Here is an 18,294-nt window from a genome sequence, read left to right as displayed (position 1 = left end):
GAGAATGATTCTCATTGTATGCGTCCCATCGCCCCCTGCAGAAAAAGGGCTCAGCGCGGGGAGAGGCTTGCCAGCGTGTCATCGAGCACGCGCTGCAGCCGCTCCACGTTCACGGCCAAGGCATCACCGCTGTCGCGCACCGCGAGCTCCTGTTCACCGGCGGCGGCGGCGAGCGCCACCGCGCCCACCGTGCCAGCCAGGCCGCGCAGCGTGTGCAGCGCGCGCGGCACGTCGGGCGCACCGGGCTGTTGCAAGGCCTCGCGCAAGGCCGCCAGCTGCGCGGGCCCGTCGTGCACGAAGGCGGCCATCAGCCGGTCGTACAGCGCCTGCCGCCCGCCCATGCGTTGCAACGCGCCGTCGCGGTCCAGCAGCATCGCCGGTGCTGGCGCGGCGGCGGCGTCCGGCGCCTGCGCAGCCAGCGCGGGCGGCAGGCCCGGCTGCGGCCCGACATGCCGCCGCAGGCAGGCCACGAGTTGATCCAGGTCCACCGGCTTGGCCACATGGTCCAGCATGCCTGCGGCCAGGCAGGCCTGCCGGTCGGTCACCATCGCATTGGCGGTCATCGCGATGATGCGGCTGCGGGGGCGCCGCTTCAAAATGCGCTGCGTGGCCTCGAAGCCGTCGATGTCCGGCATCTGCAAGTCCATCAGAATCGCATCGAACGGTGGCTGCGTGGTCGTGGCCAGATGGGCGCCCTCCATACCACCTCCCGCCAGCGTGACGACCGCGCCCTCCGCCTCCAGCAGCTCCTGCGCCACCTGCTGGTTGAAGCCGTTGTCCTCCACCACCAGCAGCCGCATGCCCGGCAGGCGCTCGCCGCCGCCTTCGACCCGCGGTGGGCGCGACACGGGGCTGATGACTTCACCCACCGCATCCACCAGGGCCGACGCCGTCACCGGCTTGACGAGGTAGCCGCCCAGGCTGGCGATGTCCTGCTCGCTGCGCTCGGCCAGCAGCTCGCGCCCATACGCCGTCACCATGATGATGAGCGGCGCGTCGGACTCATGGCTGGCCCGGATGCGGCGCGACGTTTCCCAACCGTCCAGCCCGGGCATGCGCCAATCCATCAGGATGAGCTCATAGCGCGGCTGCGCCGCCTGCGCCGCGCGATGCACGAAGTCCAGCGCCTGCTCGCCGTTGGCGGCGAGATCGCAGTCCCAACCGAGACTCTCGCCAATGCCTTGCAGCACCTCCCGCGCCATCGGGTTGTCATCCACGATCAGCACCTTGAGACCCGGCCGCGACGCACGCGCATCGCGAACCTCACGCGGCTCGACCGGCGCCTCGGGCAGCCACAGCTCGAAGTGGAAGCGACTGCCCTGGCCCAGCACGCTGTCCACCGCCAGCTCGCCGCCCATCAGCGTCACGAGCCTGCGGCTGATGGCCAGCCCCAGGCCCGTGCCGCCATAGCGACGCGACGTGCTCTGCTCGGCCTGGCTGAAGCCGGTGAAGATGTGCTCCAGCTTGTCCGCCGGGATGCCGATGCCGCTGTCCGTCACTTCAAAGCGGATGCGCAGGCGCCGCGCGCCCCCCGCCTCACCCGCCGCATCCTGCGCAGTCAACGTCACGGCCAGCACCACCTCGCCCTGCTCCGTGAACTTCAGCGCGTTACCCGCCAGGTTCAGCAGCACCTGCCGCAGCCGCGTCGCGTCTCCCACCAGCGCCGGTGGCAGGCGCGGGTCCACGCGGAACAGCACCTCGACCTCCTTGCTGCCCACGTTGGCAGACAGGATGACCGCAAGCTCACGCATGAACTCGCTGAGCTCGAAGCGCTGCGGGTCGAGCTCCAGCTTGCCGGCTTCCACCTTGGAAAAGTCCAGCACGTCGTTGATGACGGCCAACAGCGCCTGCGCCGCCGTGCGCGCCTTCGTCGCGTAGTCGTGCTGGCGCGGCGTCAGTTCGGTACGCAGCAACAGGTTCAGCATGCCTAAAGCGCCGCTCATGGGCGTGCGAATCTCGTGGCTCATGTTCGCCAGGAAGTCGCTCTTGGCCTGGCTGGCCGCCTCGGCGGCCACACGCGCGCGCACCAGCTCGATCTCCGCGCGGTGGCGCTCGGTGACGTCGATGAGCATCTGCACGATGTTGACGAGCCGGCCGCGCGGGTCGCGAATGGCACTAGCGCTGCCGTCCACGAACAGCTCGCCGCCGCCCGGCAGCGCGAAGCCGCGCTCGAATCGCACATGCGCCATGCGCCCGGCCGTCAGCCGCTCCAGCTCGCTGCCCGGGCGGCGACCGGGGCGAAAGTCCGGCAGATCAGAAAGCCGGGCGCCGCGCAGTTCGTCGCCGGTGCGGCACAGCATGGCCGTCAGCGCCTGGTTGACCTCGACGATGAGGCCTTGCGCGTCGCACAGCGCAATGCCCACCTGCGCGCGCTCGAAGACACCACGAAAACGCTGCTCGCTGTCGTTGAGCGCCCGCGTGCGCTGCTCCACCCGCGCCTCCAGCAACTGCCGCTCGGCCACCAGTTGCTCCGTCATGTGGTTGAAGTCGCGCGCCAGCTCGCGGAACTCGGCAAAGCCATGCACCGCCGCCCGCTCGTCCAGATTGCCGCCCGCGATACGCGCCACGGCGCGGTTGAGTGCCGCCACCGGCTGCAGCATGCGCCGCGCCAGCAGCAGCGCGAGCGCCAGCGACGCCAGCAGCGCCAGCGCCAACCCGGCCAGCAAGCGATTGCGCAACGCCCGCACCGCCGCAAAGGCTTCGTCGGCATCGACATTGACGGCAATGCCCCAGTCCAGCGCCGGCAGATGCCGCCACGACGCAATCACCTCGATGCCGGCGTAGTTGCGGGCCAGCCCGCTGCCGCTCTCCCCGCGCAGGCCGCGGACGGCCGGAGCCGCATCGACGGCGAGCGGGTCCAGCGCGCGCACGGCCATCTCCGGCGACATGCGCAAGCCGTTGCTGACGAAGTAAGCCTGCCCGCCGTGGCGCCGCACCAGCACGGTTTCGCCGCTCAACGACAGGCCGGCTCGGTCGCGGGCAACGCGCATCAGACGCGGCAGATCCAGTTCCAGCACGATGGTGCCCAGCACACGATCGGCGTCCACGACGGGGTGGACCAGGAACAAGGTGTCCTGCGGCTCCCCCGCCAGGCGCACCAGCGGCGTCAGCTGCACGTCGAGCTGGTTGAGCGCGCGTCGATGCGCAGCCATCAGCTCGCCGTCGGCCAACCCCGGCACATCCAGCCGATCGACGCCGGGCGCCGGGCCCGGCAACGGCTTCAGCGCAAAGCTGATGCGGCCATCCGGTTGCACCAGCAGCAGGTTGCCGTATTTGCCCAGGTCCTGCAGGCGCTCGAAGAACACGCGGCTGGCGGCCGGCACGCGCGTGCCGGACATGTCGCGCCGCTGCGCCAGCACCTCGCGCGCATCCGCCGCCTGGGCGACGACCTGCGCATCGGTCTGCACGTCGTCGAGGTAGGCGTTGATTTCGGCCACCTTCTTGCGCGCGATGCCCACCAGGTTTTCCGTCGCCGAGTTGCGCAGGCTGCGCTCGAAGTTGCCCAGCTGCCAGAGCCCCGTCACGCCGAGCGGCAGCGTGGACAGCAGCAGCAGCCCCAGCAGCAGCGCCGGGCCAACACGCCAGGCCGGCCGCGCGGCGCCGTCGGGCGACGCCACCATCACCGCGCCCCCCCGGAAGCCGCCGCCAGCGCCGCCCAGTGCTGGGTGGACCGGAACGTCGGCCACGGCGCCGGCCGGATGTAGCGCGACGCCTGCCAGACCTCCTCCAGCTGCCCACCCGGCTGCACGCGCGCCACCCGCAGTGGCCGCCACACATGGCGCGTCTGCGCGTCCACCGCCGTGAAGCCGTGGGGCGCGCTCACGCTCTGCTGCAACACGGCCTGATTGACCAACTCCGTTTGCGCGGTGCCCACCTCGCGCACCGCGGCCGCCCACAGCTTGACCGCCACATAGGCCGACACGGCCGGGTCGCTCGCCTGCACATCCGCACCGCCGTTCGCGCGCAGCCGGGCCAGGAACGCCGCGTTCTCCGCCCCCGGGAGTGACTGCAGATAACCCCAGGCCACGAAATGCCGGGCCAGCCGGCCGCCGCCGTAGGCGCGCATCTCCGGCTCTGCCGCCGTGAGCGACAGCAGTGGCTGCTGCGTCAGGTCGGCCGCCACCAACGCGTCAAAGAAGGCGCGGCTGACGTCCCCCCCCACCGTGCTCAGCACCAGGTCCGGCTTCAACGCACGCAGATCGGCCACGATGCCGGCGACGTCCACCGACGCCCGCGGCACATAGCGTTCGCCCAGCACCTGCCCGCCACTGAGCTGCACGAAGTCGCGCAGCATCGCGTTCACGCGGCGCGGGAACACGCCTTCGGTGCCCACCAGGTACACCCGGCGCCCGAACTGCGCCATCGCCCAGCCCGCCGCCGGCAGCGCCTGCTGGTTGGGCGTGGCCCCGGTGTAGATGATGTGGGCCGACTTCTCCATCCCCTCGTGCGCCATCGGGTAGAAGAACAGGTGCCGGCGCGGCTCCACCACCGAGCGCACGGCCTGCCGGCAGCCCGACGACCAGCAGCCGAACAATGCGGCGGCCTGCTGCTCGTCGATCAGGCGGGCGGCGGCCGACGGCGCCGTGTCGGCTGCCGCGGAGCGGGTGTCCTCGATGCGAAGCTCCACCCGGCGCCCCAGCAGCCCGCCCTCGTCGTTGATCTCCTTGACAGCCAGCTCCACCGCCGCCACCAGCGGACGCTCGCTGGTGGCCAGCGAACCCGTCAGCGCCTGCAACAGGCCGATGACGATGGGCGCGCCGGCCGGCGCTTCACCCGGCTTGGGGCCGGCCTTGCGCCAGAGCCAGCCGCCCAGCACCAGCGCCAGCGCCACCAGCAGCATCGACACCCCGAGCAGCATCCGCCTGACGCGCATCGCCATCTCCCGGTCAAGCCACCGCACGCCCGCCCGGGGGCGACATCAGAGGCCCCCTCCGGCCAGACGCTTGCGCATCGCCCCTGGCGCGGGACAACGTTCCGGCATCCACGCGCCGCAGGCGAAGCGCGTGGACGTGGCTCGGCGGTTCATCGACAACGCACAGGCGCAACATGGCGAGCCAGGATAACCGCGGCGCGCAGCGCCCGGCGGCTGCCACGCCCTAGGCTTTCCCCGGAGCGGCGAATGGCTGCCTGCGCCCATCCGCACGCGCAGCGGGCCACCATAATCAGGCGACAGGTCCACCCCATGCCTCACCACCCGACGATCACGCCCGGCCCGCGCCGGCCTGCATTGGCACGGCTGGTGCGGTGCCACTGATGGCCGCCAGCACGCTCGTCATCATCGGCCCGGCCGGCACGCGCTGGCTGTTCGGCCTCATCGTCGCCTCGGCGCTGGGCGCCTGGGCCAGCGAGTCGGCGCTCGGCGTCATCGACCCCAACGACCGCATCGCCTACCCCTGCCTGTCCATCGCGTTCACGCTGCTGGCCGGGCTGACCTGGTGGCGGCCGCAGCAGCTGCGGCTCTGGCACCGCTGGGGCGTCACGCTGCTGGCTGCCTATTTCAGCGTGGGCATGCTGGCCTTCACGCTGCGCCCCGACCCCGGCCCCAGCATCTACACGCTGGCCAGCCTCACGCCCTGGACGCTGGGCGGCTGCCTGCTGCTGTTCATCACATGGCGGGCGCGTCATGCGCTGCAGCTCTCGCTGGCGCTGCTCACGCTGATGATGGCGCCGCCGACGCTGCGGCGGTTTTCCGGCACGCCACCGGCCTGGCTCGAAACCGCCTGGCCGCTGCTGGCCAACCTCGCGCTGTGCCAGGTCATGTTCTGCATTGCGCTGTGGGCCCTGTCGCGGCAATTCGCGCGGCTGACGCTGCTGGTGCCGGCCAGCGACGGCCCGGCCACACCCGATGCGCTGGTCAAGGCCCGGCTGCAGGAACTGGAGCGCTCGCGCGCCGCGGCCGAGGCCGCCTCGCGCGCCAAGTCCGACTTCCTGGCCAACATCGGCCACGAGATCCGCACCCCGATGAACACGGTGCTGGGCCAGACGCACCTGCTGCTGGCCGGCCGGCTGCAGGCGAGCCAGCGCACCCAGCTGCAAGAGGTGGCGAACGCAGGCGAATCGCTGGTGCGACTCATCGACGGGCTGCTGGACTACGCCGACCTCGGCGCCGGGCGCCTGCAGCTTGCGACCGCGCCGCTGAGGCTGGAACTGCTGCTGGAGAACGCCTTCGACGCCGTCCGCTCCGGCGCGCAGGCCAAGCAGCTGGATCTGCTGTGCGACATCGCCTCGCCCGAACTGCTGGGCGCGGCCGGTGCGCGGCGCGGGGACGCCGCGCGGCTGACCCAGCTCATCACGGAGTTGCTGGTCAACGCGGTGAAGTTCACGCCGGCCGGACAGGTCAAGCTGACCGCGCATCTGGAGCCGGACGGGGCGTGGCGGCTGCGCGTGCGGGACAGCGGCGTCGGCATGTCGGCGGAGCAGCTGGCCCGCTGCTTCATGCCCTTCGCCCAGGCCGAGGCCGGTGCGGCGCGGCGCTTTGGCGGCACCGGCCTGGGCCTGGCCACCTGCCGCGCGCTGGCCGAACTCATGGGCGGCACGCTGACGGCACGCAGCACGCCCGGGCGCGGCAGCAGCTTCGAGCTGCGACTGCCCTTGCCGGCTTGCCCGGAACTGCCGGTGCTGGCGCCGGCGCGCACGACCAGCATCGTGCTCGTCAAGGCGCCCCACAGCCCGGGCCATGACGAGCTGGTCAGCCAGCTGCGTGCACTGGCCCCAACCGCGCAGCTCGAGCTGATGCCGCAGGGCCATGCCGCGCTGGCCTGGCTCACGGCGAACGCGGCCGTCGCGCCGGTCGACCTGCTGCTGCTCGACTGGGTGCTGCCCGACCTGGAGGGCGTCGAGCTGCTGCGGCGAATGACGGCCGCCGGCGTCGCCGGTGCACATCGCATCGTGCTGATGAGCCCCTTCGACACGCCCGTGCTGCGGGCCCGGGCGCTGCGCCACGGCGCCCATGCGCTCTACCCCAAGCCGCTGCTGCCGCACACGCTGCGGCGCCTGCTGGACCTGGATCAGCCCCTGCCGTCGGACGCCGAAGCCGCGGCCGCAGCGCCTGCGGACGAACCGCTGGCCGCTGCCACCGATGCCGCCTCGCTGATCAGCGAGCTCGACACCCTGCTGGGCGAGGCGGACAGCCAGGCGCTGACGGTGTGGGAGCAATATGGCTCCGACCTCATGGAGCTGCTACCGGCGCAGCAGGCTCAGGCCTTGTCCGGCGCCATGCAACGCTTCGACTTTGACGAGGCCCAGGCCGCACTGCGGGGAGACCGTCGCTCATGAGTTCTCAAGAGATCGCCGCCGGAACGCTGCCCACCGTGCTGGTGGTCGACGACACGCCGGCCAACCTGACGCTGCTGGCCCAGGTGCTCAAGCCCGACTACCGCGTGCAGCTCGCCGTCAGCGGCCTGAAGGCGCTGGAGATCTGCCGGCGGCAGCCACCCGACCTCGTCGTGCTGGACGTCATGATGCCGGGCATGGACGGCTACGAGGTGTGCCGCCAGCTCAAGGCCGATCCGGCCACGCGCCGGGTTCCCGTGATCTTCCTGACGGCGCTGACGCGGCCGGAAGACGAGGGCAACGGCTTCGCCGCCGGCGGGGCCGACTTCATCCACAAGCCCTTCAACCCGGCCACCGTGCGGGCGCGGGTGCGCACGCACATCCAGCTCAAGCAGGCGGAAGACCTGCTGCTCGACCACAACGCGCAGCTCAGCGGCGAGCTCGACGTCCGCCGGCGCGAGGTCGAGCGGCTGCGCGACACGACGCTGTTCGTCATGGTGAGCCTCGCCGAATTTCGCGATGCCGACACCGGCAACCACATCCAGCGCACGCAGGAGTACGTGCGCACGCTGGCTCGCTGGATCGCCGACCAGCCCGGCGGGCCCGCGGACCTGACCGACGTCGCCATCGATGAGCTGGCCAAGGCGGCGCCGCTGCACGACATCGGCAAGGTCGCCATCCCGGACGGCATCCTGCTCAAGCCCGGCAAGCTGTCGGCCGAGGAATGGCGCGTCATGAAGACCCACGCCGAACATGGCGCCGACCTGCTGCAGCGCGCCATCGACCGCCTGGGCGAGGATGCCGGGCTGATGCTGACCTTCGGCAAGCAGATCGCCCGCCACCACCACGAGAAGTGGGACGGCAGCGGCTACCCCGACGGGCTGGCCGGCGAGGCCATCCCGCTGGCGGCGCGGCTGATGGCGGTGGCCGACGTCTACGACGCCCTCATCAGCGAGCGCCCCTACAAGCACGCCATGACGCACGCGCAGGCGCTGGACTTCATCCGCGACGGCAGCGGCACGCACTTCGACCCCGGCGTCGTCGCTGCGCTGGAGGCCTGCGTGGAGCAGGTCCAGCAGATCGCCGCGCGCTGGGCGGACTGATAATCCTGGCCCCATGCAGTCCGGCCCCATCCTCAACATCTCCTGTTACCTCTTCGTCTCGCTGACCGACACGGCGGCGCTGCGTGACCGCCTGCACGCGCACGCCGAGTCGCTGGGCCTCAAAGGCACGGTGCTGATCGCCGAGGAAGGCATCAACCTGTTCCTCGCCGGCCCGGCCGATGCCGTGAACGCCTGGGTGGCCGATCTGCGCGCCGACCCGCGCTTCGCCGCGCTGACGCCCAAGGAGAGCTGGAGCGAGACCCAGCCCTTCCAGCGCCTGAAGGTCAAGGTCAAGCACGAGATCATCCGCATGAACCGCCCCACGGTGCGGCCCGACCGGGCGCCCCGCGCGGCCGCCCTGCCCGCCGTGACGCTGGCCCGCTGGCTGGACCAGGGCCACGACGACGACGGCCGCCCGGTCGTCATGCTGGACACGCGCAACGGCTTCGAGGTCGACCACGGCGCCTTCGACGGCGCCATCGACTGGCGGCTGCACAAGTTCAGCGACTTCCCCGACGCGCTGGCCGCCCACCGCGAGGAACTGCTCGGCAAGACGGTCGTCAGCTACTGCACCGGCGGCATCCGCTGCGAGAAGGCCGCCATGGTGCTGGAGGCCGAAGGCCTGACGGCCTGGCAGCTCGACGGCGGCATCCTGAAGTACTTCGAGGAGACCGGCGGCAAGCACTACCACGGCGGCTGCTTCGTCTTCGACGAGCGGGAGTCGCTGGCCCCCGACCTGCGCCCCGTCGCGTGAGCAGCCGGCTGGGCGATCTCGCGCTGAAGGCCGCCGGCATCCTGCTGATGCTGGCTGCGGCCGGCTTTGCGGTCAGCAAGGCGCCGGATCGTTCGCTGGAAAGCCTGGTGCCCCGCTGGGCGCCGCCGCCGTCGGATTTCATCGAGCTGGACGGCCAGCTCGTGCACTACCGCGACCAGGGCCCCGCCAGCGATCCGCTGCCGCTGGTGCTGCTGCACGGCACCGGCGCCAGCCTGCACACCTGGGAGGCCTGGGCCACGGCGCTGTCACAGACTCGCCGTGTGCTGAGCTTCGACCTGCCCGGCTTCGGCCTCACCGGCCCGGCCCCCGACGGCGACTACCGGGACGCGCGCTACGTCGCCTTCACCCGCCGCCTGCTCACGCAGCTGCGCATCGAGCGGGCGGTGCTGGTCGGCAATTCGCTGGGCGGCGAGATCGCCTGGCAGCTGGCACTGGCCGACCCGGCCCGCGTGGCCGGCCTCGTGCTCGTGGACGCGGCCGGCCATGCCGCCACGCCCGAGGCCACACCGCTGGGGTTCCGGCTCGCCCAGTTGCCGGTGCTGCGCCAGACCTTGCGCTGGGTGCTGCCGCGCCGCGTCGTCGAGGACAGCGTCATGAGCGTCTACGGCGACCCCGCCCGTGTGAGCGCCGCGCTGGTGGACCGCTACTACGAGCTGACGCTGCGCGAAGGCAACCGCCAGGCGCTGATGCAGCGCATGGATCAGCTCGCTGCCGCCCCGGTCGAGCGGCTGGCCGACCTGCGCGTGCCCACGCTCATCCTGTGGGGCGGCCGCGACCGGCTCATCCCGCCGCGCTGGGGTGAGGCCTTTCACCAAGCCATCCCGGGCAGCCGCCTGGTGTTGTTTTCCGACCTGGGCCATGTGCCGCAGGAGGAGGACCCGGCTGCTACCCTTGCGGCCCTGCGCGACTGGCTACCTGAAGTCGCCCACCAGGGATTTCCCGAACCCACGTCCCACCCAAAAGGTCAGACATGAAGAAAACCGTCTTGTTCGCGCTGGCTCTGGCCGCGTCCGTCGCCCAGGCCCAGGCTCCCGAGTGGAAGAAGCTGCGCATCGGCGTCGAAGGCGCCTACCCGCCCTTCTCCGAAATCGGCCCCGACGGCAAGCTCAAGGGCTTCGAGATCGAGCTGGTGCAGGCCTATTGCGCTCAGATGCAGGCCCAGTGCACGCTGGTGCAACAGGAGTTCGACGGCCTGATCCCGGCGCTGCAGTCGCGCAAGGTGGATGCGATCTTCGCGAGCGTGGCCATCACCGACGAGCGGCTCAAGGTCATCGCCTTCACCAAGCCCTACTACAACACGCCCGCGCGCCTGGTGGCCAAGGCCGGCGTGACGCTGGAGCCCACGGCGGCCGGGCTCAAGGGCAAGAAGATCGGCGTGCAGCGCGGCACGACGCACGAGGCCTACGCGGCCAAGACCTACACGCAGAGCGAGATCGTGCGCTACAGCAGCCAGGATCAGGTCTTCCTCGACCTCAAGAGCGGCCGCATCGACGCCACCGTGATGGACTCGCCCGCTGCCGATTTCGGCTTTCTGAAGAAGCCCGAAGGCAAGGGCTTCGCCTTCGTCGGCGGCCCGATCAACGACGACAAGATCTTCGGCGTCGGCTCCGGTGTCGGCATGCGCAAGGCCGACGAGGCCACGCTGGGCAAGAAGTTCAACGCCGCCATCGACGCGGTGCTGGCCAACGGCACCTTCAAGAAGCTGGCCGACAAGTATTTCGACTACGACATCGCGCCGCGCGCGAAGCAGTGAAACGCCGCCGCCTCGCCCTGGCCGCTCCGCTGGCCCTCGCCGGCACGGCGTGGGGCCAGGCGTCGCCGCTGCGCCTGAAGGTGGGCGTCGCCGTCGGCTACGCACCGTTCAGTGAGGTCGGCAGCGACGGGCAGTTGCGCGGCTTCGAGATTGACCTCGCGCAGGCGCTGTGCCGGCACATGGCGCTGCAATGTGTGCCGGTGATCCTCGAGTTCGACAGCCTGATCCCGGCGCTGGAATCGCGCCAGATCGACGTGCTGATGGCCTCCATGTCCATCACGCCGGAGCGCCTGCAGCGCATCGGCTTCTCATCGCCCTACTATTTCTCGCCGGTGCGCATGGTCGTGCGCCAGGGCAGCGGCGTGGAGGTGAGCACCGCGGGGCTGAAGGGCCGGCGCATCGGCGTGGAGCGCGGCACCATCCATGAACGCTTCCTGGCCGAGCAGTTCAAGGACAGCCGGGTGCTGCGCTACGCCACGCAGGACCAGGCCTTCCTGGACCTCAAGGCCGGCCGGCTCGACGCCACGCTGGTCGACGCCGTCATCGCGCAGTTCGGCTTCCTGAACCAGAGCGACGGCCGCGGCTTCACCTTCGCCGGCCCCGACTTCGGCCGCAACGAGCGCTATTACGGCAAGGGCATCGGCGTGGGGCTGCGCAAGGCCGACCTGCCGACGCTGGGCCGGCGCATCGATGGCGCGCTCGCCGCGCTGCGCGGCAGCGGCGCGCTCAAGACCCTGAACGACCGCTACTTCAGCTTCGACCTCGTGACGCCGAAGCCCTGACCATGTTGCTACACGGATTTCTCCCCAGCCTCATCGAAGGCGCCGCCGTCACGCTCGCCGTGGCCTTGTCGTCGCTGGCCGTGGCGGCCGCGCTCGGGCTGCTGGGCGCGCTGGCCAAGCTCTCGCGCTCACGCGTCGCGCGAGGCGTGGCCGGGCTCTACACGACGCTGATCCGCGGCGTGCCCGACCTGGTGCTGATGCTGCTCGTGTTCTACGGCGGGCAGCTCGGCATCAACACGCTGGCCCCCATGCTGGGCCATGAGGACTACATCGACATCGACCCCTTCGTGGCCGGCGTGCTGACCATCGGCTTCATCTTCGGCGCCTACCTGACCGAGTCCTTCCGCGGCGCCTTCCTGGCCGTGCCGCCGGGCCAGCGCGAAGCCGGCCTGGCCTACGGCATGAGCGCCCGCCAGGTGTTGTGGCGCATCACGCTGCCGCAGATGCTGCGCCACGCGCTGCCGGGCCTGTCCAACAACTGGCTGGTGCTCATCAAAAGCACGGCCATCGTGTCGGTCATCGGCCTGTCGGACCTGATGACGCGCGGCCAGCAGGCCGCCGGCACCACGCGCGAGCCGTTCAGCTTCTATCTCGCCGTGGCGTTGATCTACCTCGTCTTCACCAGCCTGTCGGAGCTGGCTTTCGGCTGGGCGAACCGGCACCTGGCCATCGGCGCCAAGGAGGCGAAGCTGTGAACTTCGACGCCGTCATCGAGAACCTGCCGAAATACGTGGACGGTCTGGGCATCACGGTCAAGCTGCTGCTGCTGTCGCTGGGCGCCGGCCTGCTGCTGGCCGTGCCGCTGGCCCTCGTGCGCACCGTCTCGGCGGGCGTGGCGTCGCGGCTGGTGTGGGCCTACACCTATGTCTTCCGCGGCACGCCCATGCTGGTGCAGCTGTTCCTGTGCTACTACGGCCTGGCGCAGTTCGACGCGGTGCGCGACAGCGCGCTGTGGCCCTGGCTGTCGTCGGCCACGTTCTGCGCCTGGCTGACCTTCACGCTGAACACGGCCGCCTACACGACCGAGATCATCGCCGGCAGCATCCGCGCGCTGCCGGCCGGCGAGATCGAGGCCGCCAAGGCGCTGGGCATGAGCCGCGGGCTGATGCTGCGCCGCATCGTGCTGCCCGCCGCGCTGCGCCGCGCGCTGCCCGCCTATGGCAACGAGGCCATCTTCATGCTGCACGGCACGTCGCTGGCCAGCGTCGTCACGCTGCTGGACCTCACCGGCGCGGCCCGCGAGGTCAATGCCAAGTACTACCTGCCCTTCGAGGCTTTCATCACCGCCGGCGCGTTCTACTTCGTGCTGACGCTCAGTCTGGTCGGCCTGTTCCGCTGGGCCGAGAACCGCTGGCTCAAACCCATGATGAGCCGATAGCCATGGCTCACCCCCTGCGCGCTTTGCGCACCCCCTCACGGGGGCGACACCAGCAGCCCGGCAAGGCCGTTTCTGCGGTGTCCGCTGGCTAAGACACTACCTCTATGCAAGTCGTTCGACATCCCTTGCTCTCCCCCGCGCCCGGCACGCAGCGCGAAATCGTCTCCCTGCACTACGGCAAGGCCGGCGGCCCCAAGGCCTACATCCAGGCCTCGCTGCACGGCGACGAGCTGCCCGGCATGCTGGTGGCCCACCACCTGCGGCTGCAGCTCGACGCGCTGCAGGCCGCCGGCCAGATCAGCGGCGAGATCGTGCTGGTGCCCATGGCCAACCCCATCGGCCTGAGCCAGTTCCTGCTGCATGCGCACCTGGGCCGCTTCGAGCTGATGTCGGGCGAGAACTTCAACCGCCACTACCCCGACCAGATCGCCGCCGTGGCCGCGGCGGTCGAGCCCCACCTGGGCCCCGACGCCCAGGCCAATGTGGCGCTGCTGCGCCGCGCGCTGAAGGCAGCCGTTGTGGCCTCGCCGGTGGACACCGAACTGCAGTCGCAGCGCCGCACGCTGATGAGCCTGTCCTGCGACGCCGACATCGTGCTGGACCTGCACTGCGACGCGCAGGCGGTCATGCACCTCTACACGGAGACGCCCTGCTGGCCCGAGTGCGACGCGCTGGCGCGCTTTCTCGGCGCCCGCCTCACGCTGCTGGCCCAGGACTCCGGCGACAACCCCTTCGACGAGGCCTGCTCGCAGGTCTGGTGGAAATGGAAGGCGCACTTCGGCGAGCGCTTCCCCATCCCGCAGGCCTGCCTGTCCGTCACCGTGGAGCTGCGCGGCGCGACCGACGTGACGCACGAGCTGGCCGCAGCCGACGCGAAGAACATCATCGACTTCCTGCGCTGGCGCGGCCTCATTGCGGGCGACAAGCCGGCGCTGCCCGAGCCGCAAGGCGACGCCCGGCCGCTCGCCGGCAGCATGCCGATCAAGTCGCCCGTGGCCGGCGTGCTGACCTTCCTGCAGCCCGTGGGTGCCGACGTGAAGGCCGGCGACGTGCTGGCCCATGTCATCGACCCCATCACGGCCCAGGTCACCGAGCTGACCAGCCCCGTCGACGGCCTGTTCTTCGCGCGCGACTTCCTGCGCTTCGCCAACGCCGGCATGCGTGTTGCCAAGGTTGCTGGCCACACGGCCCTGCGCACCGGCAAGCTGCTGGGAGCCTGACCCCCATGAGCGACATCCAGCTGCAAGCCACCAACATCCACAAGCGCTTCGGCGATCGCGAGGTGCTCAAGGGCATCTCGCTGGCCGCCAGGCGCGGCGACGTCGTCACGCTGATCGGCTCATCGGGCTCGGGCAAGAGCACCTTCCTGCGCTGCCTGAACCTGCTGGAGCAGCCGCACGAGGGCGAGCTGGCGCTCGGCGGCGAGACGCTGGCACTCGCGCGCGACCGCGACGGCAGCCTCAAGGCCACCGATGCCGCGCAGTTGCAGCGCTGGCGCGCGCGGCTGGCCATGGTGTTCCAGAACTTCAACCTCTGGGCCCACATGACGGTGCTGCAGAACGTCATCGAGGCGCCCATCCATGTGCTCGGCAAGCCCCGCGCCGAGGCCATCGAGCGCGCGCAGGCACTGCTGGCCCGCGTGGGCGTGGCACACCGCGCCAACGTCTACCCGGCCCAGCTGTCCGGCGGCGAGCAGCAGCGCGTGGCCATCGCCCGCGCGCTGGCCGTGGACCCCGAGGTCATGCTGTTCGACGAGCCCACGTCGGCGCTGGACCCGGAGCTGGTCGGCGAGGTGCTCAAGGTCATGCGCGACCTGGCCGCCGAAGGCCGCACGATGATCGTCGTCACGCACGAGATGGGCTTTGCGCGCGAGGTCTCCAACCACTGCCTGTTCCTGCACCAGGGGCGGGTCGAGGAAGAAGGCAACCCGAAGGAAATGCTGCTCAAGCCGCAATGCGAGCGGCTGCAGCAGTTCCTCAGCGGCGGGCTGAAGTAGCCGGTGCGCAAGATCCTCGCGCGTTGGCTGTGGCGCGCGCTGGCGCTGGCAAGCCTGGTGCTGGCCGTGCTGGGCGTTTTGCTGCCCATCCTGCCCACCGTGCCCTTCCTGCTGCTGGCCGCCTGGGCCGCCGGCAAGGGCTGGCCGGCACTGGAGGCCTGGCTGCTCAACCACGCGCACTTCGGCCCCGGCATCCGCCGCTGGCGCGAAAGCGGCGCCGTGCCGCGCCGGGCCAAGTGGCTGGCCACCGGCATGATGACGCTGAGCGCCACGCTGCTGGCGCTGTCGCCCGCGCCGCTGCCGGTCAAGATCGCCGTGCCCGCCGTGATGGCCGCGGTGGCGATCTGGCTCTGGCGCAGGCCTGAAGCCTAGACCAGCAACCCCCGGTCCTTGAGCATCGGCTCCACGACCGGATCACGCCCGCGGAACGCGCGGAACGCCGCGCCGGGCTCCACGCTGTTGCCGGCCGCCAAGATGCAGTCGCGCAGCCGCGCGGCCACCACCGGGTCGAACACATCGCCCGCCTCGACGAAGGCGTTGAACGCGTCGCAGTCCAGCACCTCGGCCCACAGATAGACGTAATAGCCCGCCGCATAGCCCGCACTGCTGAACAGGTGCTGGAAATGCGTGAGGCGGTGATTCATGCCGACCTCGGGCGGCAGCCCCCACGCCGCCAGCGTGTCGCGCTCGAAGGCGACGACATCGGCCGGTGCCTCGGGCAGCGCGTGGGCCGCCATGTCGACGATGGCGCTGGCCGTGTAGCGCAGCGTCTCGTAGCCCTGGCCGAACTGGCGTGCGGCCTGCAGCTTGGCCAGCAGCGCGTCGGGCAGCGGTTCGTCGGTCTGCCAGTGGCGGGCGAAGGTCTTGAGCACTGCCGGCTCGGCCATCCAGTGCTCGAAGAGCTGCGACGGCAGTTCGACGAAATCGCGCAGCACCTGCGTGCCGGCCAGGCGCTCGTACTCGACATCGCTGAGCAGCCCATGCAGGCCGTGGCCGAACTCGTGGAACAGCGTGCGCACGTCGTCGAAGCTCAGGAGCGTGGGCTCCCCAACAGCGCCGCGCGCGAAGTTGTTGTTGTTCAGGATGACCGGCGTGGCGCCGAGCGCCCGGCTCTGATTGCGCAGCGCATTCATCCACGCACCGCTGCGCTTGGTCGGGCGCGCAAAGTTGTCCTGCAGGAACAGGCCGCGCAGCGAGCCGTCGGCGTTCAACACCTCGTAGGCGCGCACGTCGGCGTGGTAGCCGGCGATGTCCGGCCGGGCCTTGAACTGCAGGCCGAACAGGCGGCTGGCGCAGTCAAACATCGCCTCGACCATGCGGTCCAGCGCGAAATAGGGTTTGACCTCGGCCTCGTCCAGCTCGAAACGCGCGCGCCGGGCCTGCTCGGCATAGAAGCGCCAGTCCCAGGGCTCCAGCGCGTGCGTGGCACCGGCGGCAGCCATCGCGCCGAGCACGGCGTCGCGCTCGCGCGCCTGCGCGGCCAGCGCCGGCTGCCACACGCGCTCCAGCAACTGCATGACGGCCGGCTGGCTTCGCGCCATCGTGTCTTCCAGCGCGAAGTCGGCATAGCTGGCATGGCCGTGCAGCCGGGCCTGCTCGACGCGCAGCGCGAGGATCTCGCGGCAGAGCTCGCGGTTGTCGGCATCGGCACCGCCTGCCGAACCGTCGCCGCGCCCCACCCAGGCGCGCCAAGCCTGCTCTCGCAGGTCGCGCCGGGCGCTGAAGCTCAGAAAGGGCACGATCAGCGAGCGCGACAGCGTGATGACGTGAACGCCCTCCGCCAGCCCGCGGTCGGCGGCGGCCTGGCGGGCCGCGGCACGCACAAAGCCCGGCAATCCGGCCAGCTCGGCCTCCGTCAGCAGGCGCAGCTGGTAGCCGCTCTCGGCGGCCAGCACGTTCTGCGCGAACCGCGTGGTGAGCTCGGCCAGCCGAGCCATGACGGCGGCGTAGCGGGCCTTGGCCTCGGGCGCCAGGCGGGCGCCGGCACGCAGGAAGTCCAGGTGCACGCGCTCCAGCAAACGCCGCTGTTCCGCAGTCAGACCCAGGCGCTCGCGGGCCTCGAAGAGCGCATCCACGCGCGCGAACAGCCCGGCATGCATGTAGACCGCGCTGCCATGTGCCGCCAGCGGGGCCGCCAGCGCACGCTGCTGCGCCTGCAGCTCGGGCGACGTGGCCGACGCCGTCAGCGTGTAGAACAGGTGCTCCAGCCTTGTCAGCAGCCGGCCGCTGGCGTCGAAGGCCGCCAGCGTGTTCGCGAAGCTGGGCGCCTCGGGCTGGCTGGCAATCGCGTCGATCTCGGCACGGTGGCGGCTCAAGGCTGCATCGAAGGCGGCCTGGAAATCAGCCGGCTGGATGTCGGCAAACGGCGGCAGGCCGTGCGGGCCGGCCCAGTCCTGCAGCAATGGATGGCTCATCGGGGTACTGCTCGATTCGGAAACAAAAAAAGGCCGCGTCCTTGCGGCGCGGCCCGTCGTCGGCTCTCAGGCGCAGGGCCGGGTCACTTGCCCGCAGCCGCGCGTTCCTTGCGGATGGCCTTTTCGTCGTTCTCGTCGTAGGCCTTGTTGCTGCACTCGGCCTTCCACTTGTCGTTGGCGTCGAAGTGCTTTTCGGTGCGCTCTTCCAGGGTCTTGAACTGGGCGTCCAGCGCGTCGACCTTGTCGCCGAAGGCCTTGCGCTTGGCGCTCTGCTCGGCGTCGGCGGCCTTGACGGCCTCGAACATCGTGTTGAAGTTGTTCACGCGGGCCTGGTAGGCCTCGTTGCGGGCCTTGAGCTCGGCCTTGTCGAGCTTGGAGGCTTCGGCCGTCAGCGCGGCGTGGGCGGCCACGATGCTTTCCTTCTCGGCCTTCATGTCGGCGATCTGCTTACCCAGCGCCGCCTCGCCGGCTTCGACCGTCGTCTTCTCGGCCTTGAGGCCTTCGGCATTGGACTTGTAGGACGCCTGCTCGACCTTGATGGCCTCGGCTTCCTTGCCGTTGACGTCCTGCTGGTCAATGCACGCCCTCAGCTCGTCGCGTGACATCAGCTTGGCCTTCGGCTTCTCGACGACCGGATTGCTGACCTTGTTGTTCTTCGGATCGACCTTGGCCTTGGGGTTGGCGGTGATCTGCGCCTGGGCGGAGACGGCCACAACCAGGGCCAGCGGGAGAAGGATGCGTTTCATGTCGAGGGCGCAACGCGGGTTGCGAAGGTTCTGAACGAAGGGCGGCATGATGCCACGACGCCTTCACCGCGATAA

15 protein-coding genes are annotated in these 18,294 nt (G+C 70.6%); 11 read left to right on the top strand and 4 right to left on the bottom strand.

The window, feature by feature from the left end; genetic code table 11:
- Nucleotides 1-50: 50 nt before the first annotated feature.
- Entirely contained in the window at nucleotides 51-3,686 is a 3,636-nt protein-coding gene (locus ACG00X_RS09445) for a hybrid sensor histidine kinase/response regulator (protein WP_394487878.1), read from the bottom strand.
- Complete coding sequence (locus ACG00X_RS09440) at nucleotides 3,620-4,873, bottom strand: transporter substrate-binding protein (protein ID WP_394487877.1); 1,254 nt, start codon at nucleotides 4,871-4,873, stop codon at nucleotides 3,620-3,622. The genes ACG00X_RS09445 and ACG00X_RS09440 overlap by 67 nt, the downstream gene beginning before the upstream one ends.
- Before the next feature lie 380 nt (nucleotides 4,874-5,253).
- Here ACG00X_RS09440 and ACG00X_RS09435 point away from each other — a divergent pair, with 380 nt between their 5' ends.
- The 11 genes from ACG00X_RS09435 to ACG00X_RS09385 all read left to right on the top strand — a co-directional run bounded on the left by ACG00X_RS09435 (nucleotide 5,254) and on the right by ACG00X_RS09385 (nucleotide 15,431).
- Nucleotides 5,254-7,275 carry a sensor histidine kinase gene (locus ACG00X_RS09435; protein WP_394487876.1) on the top strand — a complete coding sequence of 674 codons (2,022 nt, stop codon included), beginning with the start codon at nucleotides 5,254-5,256 and terminating at the stop codon, nucleotides 7,273-7,275.
- Nucleotides 7,272-8,375: a response regulator gene (locus ACG00X_RS09430; protein ID WP_394487875.1), complete on the top strand. Its 1,104-nt coding sequence runs from the start codon at nucleotides 7,272-7,274 to the stop codon at nucleotides 8,373-8,375. The genes ACG00X_RS09435 and ACG00X_RS09430 overlap by 4 nt, the downstream gene beginning before the upstream one ends.
- 13 nt (nucleotides 8,376-8,388) lie before the next feature.
- On the top strand, nucleotides 8,389-9,129 hold the full coding sequence (locus ACG00X_RS09425; RefSeq protein WP_394487874.1) for a sulfurtransferase: 741 nt from the start codon (nucleotides 8,389-8,391) through the stop codon (nucleotides 9,127-9,129).
- Complete coding sequence (locus ACG00X_RS09420) at nucleotides 9,126-10,124, top strand: alpha/beta fold hydrolase (RefSeq protein ID WP_394487872.1); 999 nt, start codon at nucleotides 9,126-9,128, stop codon at nucleotides 10,122-10,124. The genes ACG00X_RS09425 and ACG00X_RS09420 overlap by 4 nt, the downstream gene beginning before the upstream one ends.
- Nucleotides 10,121-10,903: an ABC transporter substrate-binding protein gene (locus tag ACG00X_RS09415; protein WP_394487871.1), complete on the top strand. Its 783-nt coding sequence runs from the start codon at nucleotides 10,121-10,123 to the stop codon at nucleotides 10,901-10,903. The genes ACG00X_RS09420 and ACG00X_RS09415 overlap by 4 nt, the downstream gene beginning before the upstream one ends.
- Nucleotides 10,900-11,685 carry a transporter substrate-binding domain-containing protein gene (locus ACG00X_RS09410; RefSeq protein ID WP_394487870.1) on the top strand — a complete coding sequence of 262 codons (786 nt, stop codon included), beginning with the start codon at nucleotides 10,900-10,902 and terminating at the stop codon, nucleotides 11,683-11,685. The genes ACG00X_RS09415 and ACG00X_RS09410 overlap by 4 nt, the downstream gene beginning before the upstream one ends.
- A gap of 2 nt (nucleotides 11,686-11,687) precedes the next feature.
- Nucleotides 11,688-12,380, top strand: a complete 693-nt coding sequence (locus tag ACG00X_RS09405) for an ABC transporter permease (RefSeq protein WP_394487869.1) — start codon at nucleotides 11,688-11,690, stop codon at nucleotides 12,378-12,380.
- Nucleotides 12,377-13,063 (top strand): ABC transporter permease, encoded by a 687-nt coding sequence (locus ACG00X_RS09400; RefSeq protein ID WP_394487868.1) that lies wholly within the window; start codon nucleotides 12,377-12,379, stop codon nucleotides 13,061-13,063. The genes ACG00X_RS09405 and ACG00X_RS09400 overlap by 4 nt, the downstream gene beginning before the upstream one ends.
- Nucleotides 13,064-13,167: 104 nt before the next feature.
- The gene (locus ACG00X_RS09395; RefSeq protein WP_394487867.1) at nucleotides 13,168-14,283 is read left to right on the top strand and encodes a succinylglutamate desuccinylase/aspartoacylase family protein; all 1,116 of its coding nucleotides are present in this window, start codon (nucleotides 13,168-13,170) and stop codon (nucleotides 14,281-14,283) included.
- A gap of 5 nt (nucleotides 14,284-14,288) precedes the next feature.
- Complete coding sequence (locus tag ACG00X_RS09390; protein WP_394487866.1) at nucleotides 14,289-15,059, top strand: ABC transporter ATP-binding protein; 771 nt, start codon at nucleotides 14,289-14,291, stop codon at nucleotides 15,057-15,059.
- A 3-nt stretch (nucleotides 15,060-15,062) separates the two neighbouring features.
- Nucleotides 15,063-15,431 (top strand): YbaN family protein, encoded by a 369-nt coding sequence (locus tag ACG00X_RS09385; protein WP_394487865.1) that lies wholly within the window; start codon nucleotides 15,063-15,065, stop codon nucleotides 15,429-15,431.
- On the opposite strand, the gene ACG00X_RS09380 is transcribed toward ACG00X_RS09385, so the two are convergent.
- Together ACG00X_RS09380 and ACG00X_RS09375 are read right to left on the bottom strand one after the other, a co-directional pair.
- Nucleotides 15,428-17,473, bottom strand: coding sequence for a M3 family metallopeptidase (locus ACG00X_RS09380; RefSeq protein WP_394487863.1), 2,046 nt, complete (start codon nucleotides 17,471-17,473; stop codon nucleotides 15,428-15,430). The genes ACG00X_RS09385 and ACG00X_RS09380 overlap by 4 nt on opposite strands.
- Before the next feature lie 83 nt (nucleotides 17,474-17,556).
- On the bottom strand, nucleotides 17,557-18,219 hold the full coding sequence (locus ACG00X_RS09375; protein ID WP_394487862.1) for a hypothetical protein: 663 nt from the start codon (nucleotides 18,217-18,219) through the stop codon (nucleotides 17,557-17,559).
- Nucleotides 18,220-18,294 lie beyond the last annotated feature (75 nt).

It is taken from the genome of Pelomonas nitida, from assembly GCF_043555975.1.
GTDB lineage: Bacteria > Pseudomonadota > Gammaproteobacteria > Burkholderiales > Burkholderiaceae_C > Pelomonas > Pelomonas nitida.
This window is presented reverse-complemented; position numbering and strand designations above follow the sequence as displayed.